The organism is Endozoicomonas sp. SESOKO1 (assembly GCF_024606265.1).
Taxonomy (GTDB): domain Bacteria; phylum Pseudomonadota; class Gammaproteobacteria; order Pseudomonadales; family Endozoicomonadaceae; genus Endozoicomonas.
Window position 1 is genome coordinate 1 of the sequence record NZ_JAHHPP010000212.1, and the last position, 11,578, is coordinate 11,578.

Here is an 11,578-nt window from a genome sequence, read left to right on the forward strand (position 1 = left end):
ATCCTCGCTACGGGCGCTATTCTCGGACAGGCTCCGAGGATGGCAGTCTGTTTTCAGACAACCTCCGTGGTCGTTACAGGCGTCGGTAGTCTATCACAGGGATTTTACGGAAAGCAGAAAGAGTTCTGATAGGATATAACTTTGATAATTTATCGTGATCTTTGGCTTTCCTCCCAGGAGCTTAACTTTTGAACAAGCGTATTTTCACGCCAGACATTTTCACGCGGTTCTCATCCCGCTTCTCCATCCGTACGCAACTATTGTTCATCTTTGGTCTTCTGATGGTAACCCTGACTATTGGGATGTCGCTGGTCATCAGCAGTGAGATTGACTCATCAAGTCAGCACCAGGCTGACAGCATTGGTCAATTGTTAAGTGAACAGACGGCCAGTGCCGCGACAGATATGCTGGTCACCGGAGACAGACTTAGCCTGAATGTTCTGCTCAGTCAGCTGGTGCAAAACCCCTATGTTGCTGAAGCCAGCATCTACAGCATCGATAACCGGAGAATCGCCAGGGCCATTTCCAAAACGGCTGATGAAGGCGAAAGGCATCCCGTTTATTCATCACCCATTCATTACCAGGATGTCATTGCCGGTTATGCCCGCTTATCACTCAACGAGGACCTGTTAAGCCAGAAACCGAAAGAAGCCCTGTTGGTAATTATTGCTATTAGCCTGATACTTCTTCTTGCCGGACTGATTGCTCTGCAGCTCTATGCATCCGGCATAGCGACCCGGCTTCTTCTTATTGAGCGGCAGCTGCGCTCCATTCTGCCCACTGGCAACCCAATCCCGCCAATAACGGGAGAAATCACCAGACTTTCTGCCTTTGTCGAACAGAAGTTGTTGGAAAAGAAAATGGCTGAGCCAGAAGAGAAAGTCGAAGAGAAGCAGGAAACGGCGATGATTGCCACGATCAAAGTCAAAAACCTGGGCAGACTTCAACAATTACTGGCACCCAGGGATTTGCAGGATATTCTCCGCACTCACAGCCAGATCATCAGTGAAGCCGCAGATTATTATGGTGGCGAGGTTACCTATACCCCAGAGGGTAATGCCTATCTGCGTTTTTCCAGCAAAGAGAGCCCGACATTTACTTCAGATGCCTTATTCTGCTGCCTGATGATCGAGGCACTGGCTGAAAAAGCCGGAGCAATCAATATTGCCAAAGCACATATTGGTATTGGCCTCAGCCTGAGTGATCAACAGGCAGAATTCCCTGAAGAGCAACACCCGGCCCTGGGCGATAGCGCTGCCAGCCAGGCACTGACTCTGGCCAACCTGCCAGATATGGATGGCATTTATATGCGCCGGTCAGAAGCCAGCTGGCTTCCCTCAGACCTTCCGGATTTTGAGGCCCTGGATAGCGAAGTCATCAACATTAAAGGCATCAAAAACGAACAGGCCAATGAGCTGAGAGGCCAGATTTTTGAGATGGTATCCATTCTGGACTTAAGTGAATGAGCCTAAATAAATTTCAAATATTTTGCGGCAGGATCGACTTCCGCCTGCTAAGTTTATGGAGTTTTGGAATAATTACCTTAAGAATGAATATATGAACTCTGTTACTGGTTCAGGAGCTGTTCATCCCGCCCCTTCTTCGCAAGATCTACTGAATTCTGAATCCAGCTTTGAGGCATGCTCCTGTTATGGCAGGCTGGTTTCTTCATTGCCGTCTGTACGCCCTTTTTGTTGTAAAAGAGTACAGCTCCGCTGCAATCATATTGACAGTCCGGTGTATAAGGCAACAACTATCCCAGTAATTACCACTCAACCACTGGGATTTGATAATCACGGCAGGAGGGTGTAAATGGAAGCCCTCTGCGAGGCACCCTGATCAGCGATCCTGGTCAGATTCTCATCTCAATCCCCCGGGCAGCCATGTACTGCTTGGCTTCAGAGACAGAGTATTGCCCGAAGTGGAAAATACTGGCGGCCAGTACCGCATCCGCTTTACCTTCACTGATCCCTTCCACCAGGTGCTCCAGGCTGCCAGCGCCGCCGGATGCTATGACCGGAATACCCACTGACTCCGAGATAGCCCTGGTGACGCCAAGGTCGTAGCCATTTTTGACACCGTCCTGATCCATACTGGTCAGCAGTATTTCACCGGCTCCCAGGTGCTCCATTTTCAGGGCCCACTCCACAGCATCGAGGCCGGTAGGCTTACGCCCACCATGGGTGAAGATCTCCCAGCGATCTGGCTCACCGGGCTGGTTCACTTTCCTGGCATCAATAGCCACAACGATACACTGTGAGCCAAACCGGTCAGCAGCTTCCTGCACAAATTCAGGATTGAAAACAGCCGCGGTGTTGATACTGACTTTATCCGCCCCCGCATTAAGCATGGTGCGGATATCTTCCACTTTGCGAATGCCACCACCAACGGTCAGCGGGATAAAGACTTCGCTGGCCATGCGTTCAACCGTATGCATCGTTGTGTCACGCCCTTCATGACTGGCGGTAATATCGAGAAAGGTTATCTCATCAGCTCCCGCTTCATTATAACGACGGGCGACTTCTACCGGGTCACCCGCATCCCGAATGTCGACAAACTGAACACCTTTAACCACCCGCCCATTTTCCACATCGAGACAGGGAATTATTCTTTTGGCCAGCCCCATGACTTAAACCTTTCTATAACCTTTCTATTTTTTTAATTTACCAGCCGCAACGACAATGGATAACGATAAAACTCACCACTGCCTGCCTTCATGGCTGCCCTGACCATGAACACCAGAACCACAATGATGATCACTGGAACCAGTGGCAATAACCAGCATCAACTTGAGGATAATCCAGAGAGTGGCCAGCAGTGTGACGGTGATCTGAAAGTTCAGGGACTCTCTGGCGTGGTGCTCAATATAGAGTGACTTTTTCCGCTTCATCAGCCAGATCACCAGCGGTATGGCAATATTTAACCCCGGAACCATAAAACCAGACAGCGGCAGAAGATGTGCCAGCACGGCCATGTTCTTATCATCCCGGTCGGGCATGTTCATAGGGGGAATACCAGAATCATTCATCGTTGCAGCCTTGAACCAAGAGGGCTTAGCCCTACTGTAAACAATAACGCTGTGCTTCGGACAGATTGAGTGTCCCTTCATAAATGGCACGCCCGGTAATCGCACCGGCAATTCCTTCCCCGGCCACTGCTTTCAGGGCACGTATGTCATCCATGTTGGTAATACCACCGGAAGCAATCACAGGAATCGACATGCTGTTTGCCAATTGCCGGGTTGCTGCAACATTCACACCCTGCATCATGCCATCCCGGGCGATATCGGTATAGATGATGGCAGAGACACCATCCTGCTCAAACTGACGTGCAAGCGCAACAGCCTGGGTGTCGGTGACCTTTGCCCAACCGTCCGTGGCTACCCAGCCATCACGGGCATCAATGCCGACGATCACATGGCCAGGAAACTTCTGGCAGGCTTCCCTGACAAAGTCAGGGTCGGTTACCGCCTTAGTACCAATAATCACCCAGGTAACACCTGAATCCAGATAGGCTTCTATTGTCGTCAGGTCACGAATACCCCCACCAATCTGCACGGGCAAATCAGGGTACTGTGCGGTAATACCACGAACCGCATCAGCATTGAGGGGCTTGCCGGCAAATGCTCCATTCAGGTCAACCAGGTGAAGCCTGCGACAACCTTCATCAACCCACCGGCTGGCCATGGCAACCGGGTCATCTCCAAAGACCGTGGCATCCTTCATTTCCCCCTGACGCAACCGGACACAGGCACCATCTTTCAAATCGATTGCAGGAATTATTAACATCGTTCTGGCTTCCAGTTCAGGGCTTCCATTTTAAAAAGTTTTCGAGCAGCTGCAGTCCATTGGCAGCACTTTTTTCAGGGTGAAACTGCACAGCAAATATATTGTCATGTCCGAGGGCGACATCGAAACCAATGCCATAGTCACTTCTGCCCACCACCACCGCTTCACTGGCAACCAGGGCATAGTAACTGTGCACGAAATAGAACCGGGCATTGTCGTCAACACCCTGCCAGAGGGGGTGCGATGGCTCAACCTGACTGACCGGGCTCCAGCCCATATGGGGGACTTTCAATCGAGAGCCTTCCGCATCCCGAAGGTCTTTCCCGAAGAACTTTACATCACCTGAGAACAGGCCAAGGCATTCAACCCCGCCGTTCTCTTCGCTATGATCCAGCAGAACCTGCATTCCGACACAAATACCCAGCAAGGGGCGGGTGGCTACCAGTTCCCGAACCACTTCATCGATGCCATGGCGTCGTATTTCCGCCATACAGTCACGGATTGCACCAACGCCGGGAAGTACTACCTTATCGGCAGCCAGTATCTGCCCGGGGTCGGCGGTAACCATGATTCGGGTATTTGCATCTGCAACATGTTCCAGTGCCTTGCTGACGGAGTGCAGGTTTCCCATCCCATAATCAATAACAGCGACCGTCTTCATGGTTACAATGACCCTTTGGTGGAAGGCATCTGGCCTGCCATCCGCGAATCCAGGGCAACCGCCATACGCAAGGCACGGCCAAAAGCTTTAAAGACGGTTTCAATTTGATGGTGGGCGTTGCGTCCCCGCAGGTTGTCGATATGCAGGGTAACACCGGCGTGATTAACGAAGCCCTGGAAGAATTCATAGAACAGGTCAACATCAAAGCGACCAATCATTGCGCGGGTAAATTCAACATTAAACTCCAGGCCCGGTCGCCCGGAGAAATCGATAACGACTCTGGAAAGCGCCTCATCCAGCGGCACGTAAGCATGCCCGTAACGATACAGTCCTTTTTTATCACCAAGCGCTTTGGCAAAGGCCTGCCCCAGCGTAATGCCGATATCCTCAACCGAATGGTGATCATCGACTTCGTTATCCCCAACCGCCTTGATATCAAGGTCAATAAGGCCATGGCGGGCAATCTGATCCATCATGTGGTCAAGAAAAGGCACTCCTGTATCAAAAGATGCCTTGCCAGTACCATCCAGATTGATGGCCACACGAATCCGGGTTTCCAGGGTGTTTCTTTCAACACTCGCCTTGCGCTCAGCCATGAATTTCTCCGGTTGGATTGTCGTCTATTGTGTTGCCGGGACATTTGGTGAGCCATTATATAGAGACTGCTTCCTGGCCGCTAGGAGCCAATTAGAGGATACTCCTTATTGGGACCGGACCTGTTCATAAAGATTACCTTCCAGGTTTTCCAGCAGCTTATCCACCTGCAGCCTCTGGATTTGAGCCGGTTTGGATTTCAATGGGTGTAATCGGTCATTCACCCAATGTGATGACCAGTACCAGGTGGTAGCTACACACTCGCTGGCAAAGGATTCAAGACCAAACTGGTCAGCCTGCTCAATACACCCCGTGAGAAACTCATCCACATCGGACATCAGGATCGGATAGCTACCGGCGGGTCTGTGGCTGTATTTATTTTGCGTCTGATAGAGCCAGAACTGACTATTGTCCGGGATTTTTCCATTATTCATGGGCGTTAATTGCCCCGGTTTTACCAGTACACGACAGGTCAGTTTCTGCTGACGGTCTATGGACCTGATGTTATTGGCTGGCATGGCAATCAACACGCCATTGAACCGTCCGCCAACCAGCGGTATAACCCCCAGCTCTGTCACCTTTACGTTATTGTCCTGGCGGGTCCTGGTCTGCCACCCTCTTCTGAACCCATCGACCCATACCGGAACTTCTGGCTTAAACCCGATATTGGTTGTTTTCCTTGCCTGCTCATAGAGCAGGCTGCCATAACCGACGATGTACTGAGATTTTGCCTTATCAAACACAGGGAAGCATTCATTGGCCATACTGCCGACGGGCACTGTGCATAATAAAATGTTAAGTACCCCTATCATCCAAATTATATTGCCAGGTAATTTAAAAGCAGGGTAATTCACTTTCGACATTATTTTTTCCTCAACAACCTTTCATTAACTCTGAGGAGACCACCAACCTTTCTTTACACGATTAAAGACTAATTATTCAGACAATCTAATAGTCAATAAACGTATAAATCCAATTTTTTCAGACTAGAGAAAACCAGAAATCAAATACGCCTTGTTTCCCCGGAAAAAACAACTCAGCCGTTAACATAATAGCTCTCTTTTTAAGATTCGAAATATTCACAGGAAACATTTAATAAAAAAAAAATTTTTTATAAGGGTTGATTTTGTTTACCAGTCAGGTACTGTTGAATTGAATAAAGAAGGATCTGATACCATGCCCGGTCGATTGTTGTTCAAGGAAAAACAACTCAGGCTTTGTGTCGTGGCCGCTCTGACGTCAATAGCTGCTCCTGTTGCAGAGAGTCTTGTATTGCCGCCAAAACCTCTGACTTCGAATGTTTCCTGGAATTGCCAGTCAGGTATTAATAATGATTGGCTATGCAACGGCATAAGCAAACAAGTTTATAAACCTGAATCTGCTCCACCATCTGCTCCACAATATGCCGGAAACTCCAGGAAAAACCAGCCTGATGAAAGACAGCTTTATGCTGAGTCCTATGATTCATTATCCATTGAAGCACGAAATACAGAGTCTTTAGCAACCATTCTGGACGCTCCGAAAGATCATTATGTGCTTCAATGGATGGCAGCAAAAGAGCGCGGACCGCTGGAAGCTCTGAAGCAGCGCTACCCGGTATTAAAAGACGCGACAATTGCTGAATACAAAAGATCAGGCAAAGTCTGGTATGTGCTTCTGGATGGCCCATACCCAAGCCATATTGCTGCCATGGCTGAACTGGACTCACCGCCAAGATCCCATATGGCCAGGGAGCTTTACCCCTGGACAAGATCGCTGGCCAGTCTTCATAAAATGGATATTGTCAGGCCGAAATATCCAGTAGAAAGGCTTGTTGAAAACAATCAGCCGGAATACCTTCCAGAGCTGTCCATGCACGACAGCAATAATGCCCCTGTGAATTATGATATTTCCTTTAAAAGTCAATCTACTGATAAGAATACTGTGCCTTATGGAAGTGAGTTCGGTGGCGTAGCTTACTCTGGCTTGTCCAGTGATCAAAACTATCGGATTCTGCCAGAACAGGCCAACCCTCAAGAAATGTATGTCAGTATCACGCCAGCCTATCGCAGTAGAATTCCTCAGCAGTATCCTCCGGAAAATGTTGACTATAACATTCAGGGCAAGCCTGTTGCACTGGCTCGTGAATACAGGGAACAACGGGATTATGAAGAACCCGAACCATCCCTGCCTTCAATGAATGTGCTGACGGCCAATCCAAAGAGTTATACGATTGAATGGATGAATGCCAGCAGAAAAGCATCGCTTGAAAGAGCAAGGCTTCGTTACAGCGAATTGAAAAATACCCAGATCATTCGTTACCAGAAAAACAGCAGGAATCGCTACGCCCTGGTGAGTATGCTTTTCGTGAATCGTTCAGAGGCGCTGGATGCTCTGCTCACTCCCTCGCTGTCAAGAGTGTCTTCACGCTTCTCGCCAAAAGTCAGACAGATTGCTTATTTGCAGTCGCTGGTTGGTACAACCCCACAGGCAACTCATGAGTGGGCCAACTCCGGGCGGGAGCCTTCTATTGATAAACGTCAATGGATTAGTCAGGATGACCCCGGTGAAAAGACCTATATTGTCCATCGTGAAAATTTTGACCAACAGCCGGTAAAGGCACGGTCAATGCCCTCAAACGAAGTCGATACACCGGCAATACATCAACCAGCGGTTGTTCATGCCATTCCTGACAGAGATCAACCTCTCAGGGTTAACCCGGGTTATCAACCGGACAACAACTATTATGAGCATGAGCAACATAACAAACACGGACCGGTGAATGCACTGCTGAATAGCCCTGAAGACAGTTATACCATTCAGTGGTTCGCAGCCAGTAACCGGCAAACCATTGATAAGTTGAAACAGCGTTTCCCGGAGCTGGCTTCAGCGGTCACAGTCCATGTTCAGCGTAACCAGAAGGACTGGTATATTCTGGTTCAGGGACAATACCGAAACAGTCAGGAAGCCATCAGGGCCCTGAAGTCTCCGGCCATGAAAAACATTGCCCTGATACTTCATCCATGGACCCGCCCGCTGGAATCACTGAAAAAGCAGCTAATCGCCAGCCTCTGACTCTATCCCACAACAATAAACCTGTTTTACCCTTGATGACGTTAAGTATCAGGGTAAGATAGGTGCCTGTTACTTTAACTCTTCCAAACTTCAGATCCTGAGGCTTCTCATGAACCGCATTCTCAAGTTCATTGCCGTGCTGCTGGCGGCGGTGGTTTTGCTGGGTGTTATTGCTGCGGCACTCCTGCCACGGTTTATTGATCCTAACCAGTATCGTGATGACATCACCCGGCTTGTCTATGACCATTCAGGACTGAAAGTGAGCATTAATGGACCCATTGGCTGGTCAATCTTCCCATGGGTTGGCCTTTCTCTTGAGGATGTATCCGTAGCAGGGGCCGATAACTCTCAACTGGCGCAACTGGGCTCTGCCGGAGTCAGCGTGAAGTTGATTCCATTATTAAGTAAACGCATTGAAATGCAGACCCTTGAGCTGAAAGGGCTTGAGCTAACGCTGGTGAAGAATACCAAAGGTAAGGGAAACTGGCAGGTCAGTGCGCCAGAGCCCTCAGAGCAACAGACTCCCGGGGAACCGGAGCAGACGCCAACGCCTGAGCCAGACTCATCTCCTCTCAAACTGGATATTGCCAGCGTCAATGTCAGTGGACTGCTGATCAGCTACGACGACCAGGTTTCCGGGCAGAAATACATTATTGACCAGGCCAGTTTAACCACTGGAGCCATCCGCAATCAGCAGCCTTTTCATTTTCAATTAAAAGCCCACATCACCGTTCCGGATCTTGTCGTAAATTCACTGATCAGTGGAGAGATGACGTTTAATCTCGACGCAGGTCATTATGACATTCAAAACCTGAAAGTCAGTGCTACACCTGATGTAGAAAAAGGTGAAAGCCTGAGTATTGTCGGTAATATTCAGTATCAGCAAACGCCTGTGCTGGTTAAAGGCAACCTGGGCGTTGCAGAGTTTAACCTTGCCAATCTGCTGCATCAGATCAAGGTTCAGCTTCCTCCCATGGCTGACCCAAAAGCCTTGAATAAGCTATCTTTTGACAGTCATTTCAGCACCAATGGTGAAAGTCTGACTGCCGATAAGCTTCAGCTACAGCTGGATAGCTTTACTCTGGATGGCAATTTCACAATGAACAGCATTGACCGGGGCGATATGCAGTTTAATTTCACCGGCAACGACCTCAATCTGGATAATTATCTCCCCCCTGCCACGGATAGCGAAAAAACGGATGGCACAAAAGCTGCTGACACAGAAGCCCCTGACGAAGAACAACCAGCCCAATCGAGCCCGGAGAAACCATCAGGTAAAGAACACCCCCTGATTCCAGTAGCAATGCTTCGCGGCCTTAATCTTGATGGCTCCATGAAACTGGCCTCGCTCACCGTTGCCAAATTCATTTTTGAACAGCCGTCTGTGGCTATAAAAGCAGCCCGGGGCAGGCAGGAAGTCAACATTGGTTCCCGCTTTTACCAGGGCACTATCGATATGACTGCCGACCTGGATGTGCGTCAGTCAGGCCAGCCCAAAATGGCAGCCTCTGCAGAATTGAAGAATATCAGCCTTGAAGCCCTGTCGACACCCGTTCCTGATCTTGCCTCAGTGCAAGGCGATGTGAATGCCAGCATGAAGGTTCATACACAGGGTCAATACGCCAGTGTCCTCACCAGAAACCTGGATGGCAACATCGAATTCACGATTGATAAAGGTGTATTCACTGAGGCCAATTTTGACAAAATGGTGTGTGAGGGCATTGCCATCGTTCGTAAGAAAGAGCTGAGATCGACAGATTGGGGCTCTTCAACTGAGTTTACCGACCTGAGCGGTAGCTTCGTCATCAAAAACGGTGTTGCAACAAACGATAATCTGATCGCAGCACTCGCTTATATGAACCTGAAAGGTGATGGATACGTCAATCTTGTTGATCGTCAACTGGACTATCATTTAGGCCTCAACATCCGGGGAGAAGAAGCGCCTGACAGTGATCCCGCCTGTCAGATCAACAAGGAGTATGTCAATGTCACCTGGCCTGTTCGTTGCCATGGTGATCTTGATGACCTGACATGTGGTATCGATGTCAAACGATTGACTGAAACCATCGCGGATCTTGCTGAAAACCGCCTTAAGCAGAAGATAGAAGACAAAATACAGGGACCTGTTAAAGATCTCTTGAAGGGCTTCTTCAACTAGCGGCTATTTGAGCGATCGGCCACCAGGCTGATCGCACACCTGATTTTTGAAATTGAATGACTAAAAAAGACGCTTATACAAACAATACGTTCAGCCAGAAACTCCTGGACTGGTTTGATGCACATGGTCGTAAACACCTGCCATGGCAGCAAAATAAAACACCTTATCGGGTCTGGATCAGCGAGATCATGCTGCAGCAGACTCAGGTAACCACCGTCATCCCTTACTACCAGAAGTTTATGGAGCGATTTCCAGAGGTCTCTGACCTTGCGGTAGCAAATGAAGATGAAGTACTCCATTTCTGGAGTGGACTCGGTTATTACAGTCGTGCGAGAAACCTGCATAAAGCCGCAAAAAAAGTGGTGAGTGAGTTCTCAGGGGCATTTCCCCGCTCCGTTGAGCAGCTTATGGAGCTTCCGGGCATTGGTCGATCCACCGCTGGAGCCATTGCCTCCATCAGCATGGGGATCAGGGCCCCCATTATGGATGGCAATGTAAAAAGAGTGCTTACCCGTTACTTTGCCATCTCCGGCTGGCCCGGACAGACACGTGTCGCCAATGCGCTATGGGAGATTGCTGAAAAGCTGACACCCGGGCACCGAACAGGTGATTACACTCAGGTGATGATGGATCTGGGAGCAACGGTTTGCAAAAGAAGTAAACCCTCCTGCCAGGTGTGTCCACTGGAGGCGGACTGTATCGCTCACCAAACAGGCCAGCAGAGGCGGTTTCCGGAATCAAGGCCAAAGAAGGAAAAACCGGAAAAGTCAGTCATTATGCTGATGGTTGTGAATCAGTACGGTGAAGTTCTCCTTGAAAAACGTCCACCGACTGGTATTTGGGGAGGACTCTGGAGCTTTCCCGAGATTTCAGATCCTGACCAGATTACCGAACAGACTCTTGAGAAAACAGGCTTGCTACTGACAGAATTTGATACATGGCCGTCTTTTCGTCATACCTTCAGCCACTACCACCTGGACATTACCCCGGCACTTGGCTTTGTTGAATATCCGGGACAGACCAGTACGGTTATTAAAGACCATGATCGCTACTACTGGTTTGCACTGGACCAACCGCCTGAATTGGGGCTGGCAGCACCGGTAAAGAAACTTTTACAAAAAGTGGAAAATACATTGTAAGCAGCCTTGCCTGCCAGTGTTATTGGCTATGAGTATTCCTTTTGATATGGATAGTATTAACCTTCTCCATATCAACTTTGCCTGCTTAGCAGTAAGCATTACCTTGAATACTGTATTCACAATATGGTTCACCTGAATTCAGACCAATCCAAACGGCACTTTTTATAAAAAAAAACCACAAAAA

The 11,578-nt window shown here is 49.0% G+C and carries 9 protein-coding genes and 1 pseudogene; 4 read left to right on the forward strand and 6 right to left on the reverse strand.

What is annotated here, in order from left to right; all coding sequences use genetic code 11:
• Window positions 1-188 precede the first annotated feature (188 nt).
• Window positions 189-1,466, forward strand: a complete 1,278-nt coding sequence (locus KDK13_RS09830; protein WP_257284804.1) for an AhpA/YtjB family protein — start codon at window positions 189-191, stop codon at window positions 1,464-1,466.
• A 386-nt stretch (window positions 1,467-1,852) separates the two neighbouring features.
• On the opposite strand, the gene hisF is transcribed toward KDK13_RS09830, so the two are convergent.
• The 6 genes and pseudogenes from hisF to KDK13_RS09860 all read right to left on the reverse strand — a co-directional run bounded on the left by hisF (window position 1,853) and on the right by KDK13_RS09860 (window position 5,807).
• A complete protein-coding gene (gene hisF, locus KDK13_RS09835; RefSeq protein WP_257284805.1) occupies window positions 1,853-2,626 on the reverse strand; it encodes an imidazole glycerol phosphate synthase subunit HisF in 774 nt (257 codons plus the stop codon).
• A 32-nt stretch (window positions 2,627-2,658) separates the two neighbouring features.
• Window positions 2,659-3,109: pseudogene (locus tag KDK13_RS09840) on the reverse strand (DUF4870 domain-containing protein).
• Window positions 3,060-3,788, reverse strand: coding sequence for a 1-(5-phosphoribosyl)-5-[(5-phosphoribosylamino)methylideneamino]imidazole-4-carboxamide isomerase (hisA, locus tag KDK13_RS09845; protein WP_257284807.1), 729 nt, complete (start codon window positions 3,786-3,788; stop codon window positions 3,060-3,062). The pseudogene KDK13_RS09840 and the gene hisA overlap by 50 nt, the downstream one beginning before the upstream one ends.
• Before the next feature lie 16 nt (window positions 3,789-3,804).
• Window positions 3,805-4,449 carry an imidazole glycerol phosphate synthase subunit HisH gene (hisH, locus tag KDK13_RS09850; RefSeq protein WP_257284808.1) on the reverse strand — a complete coding sequence of 215 codons (645 nt, stop codon included), beginning with the start codon at window positions 4,447-4,449 and terminating at the stop codon, window positions 3,805-3,807.
• Window positions 4,450-4,451: 2 nt separating this feature from the next.
• Window positions 4,452-5,045 (reverse strand): imidazoleglycerol-phosphate dehydratase HisB, encoded by a 594-nt coding sequence (hisB, locus tag KDK13_RS09855; protein WP_257284809.1) that lies wholly within the window; start codon window positions 5,043-5,045, stop codon window positions 4,452-4,454.
• A gap of 105 nt (window positions 5,046-5,150) precedes the next feature.
• The gene (locus tag KDK13_RS09860) at window positions 5,151-5,807 is read right to left on the reverse strand and encodes a hypothetical protein (protein WP_257284810.1); all 657 of its coding nucleotides are present in this window, start codon (window positions 5,805-5,807) and stop codon (window positions 5,151-5,153) included.
• A gap of 388 nt (window positions 5,808-6,195) precedes the next feature.
• On the opposite strand from KDK13_RS09860, the gene KDK13_RS09865 reads away from it, so the two are divergent.
• The 3 genes from KDK13_RS09865 (at window position 6,196) to mutY (ending at window position 11,394) form a co-directional block, all read left to right on the forward strand.
• Window positions 6,196-8,097, forward strand: coding sequence for an SPOR domain-containing protein (locus KDK13_RS09865; RefSeq protein ID WP_257284811.1), 1,902 nt, complete (start codon window positions 6,196-6,198; stop codon window positions 8,095-8,097).
• Window positions 8,098-8,206: 109 nt separating this feature from the next.
• Complete coding sequence (locus KDK13_RS09870; protein WP_257284812.1) at window positions 8,207-10,255, forward strand: AsmA family protein; 2,049 nt, start codon at window positions 8,207-8,209, stop codon at window positions 10,253-10,255.
• A 56-nt stretch (window positions 10,256-10,311) separates the two neighbouring features.
• Window positions 10,312-11,394: an A/G-specific adenine glycosylase gene (gene mutY, locus KDK13_RS09875; RefSeq protein WP_257284813.1), complete on the forward strand. Its 1,083-nt coding sequence runs from the start codon at window positions 10,312-10,314 to the stop codon at window positions 11,392-11,394.
• The last annotated feature ends 184 nt before the right edge of the window (window positions 11,395-11,578 follow it).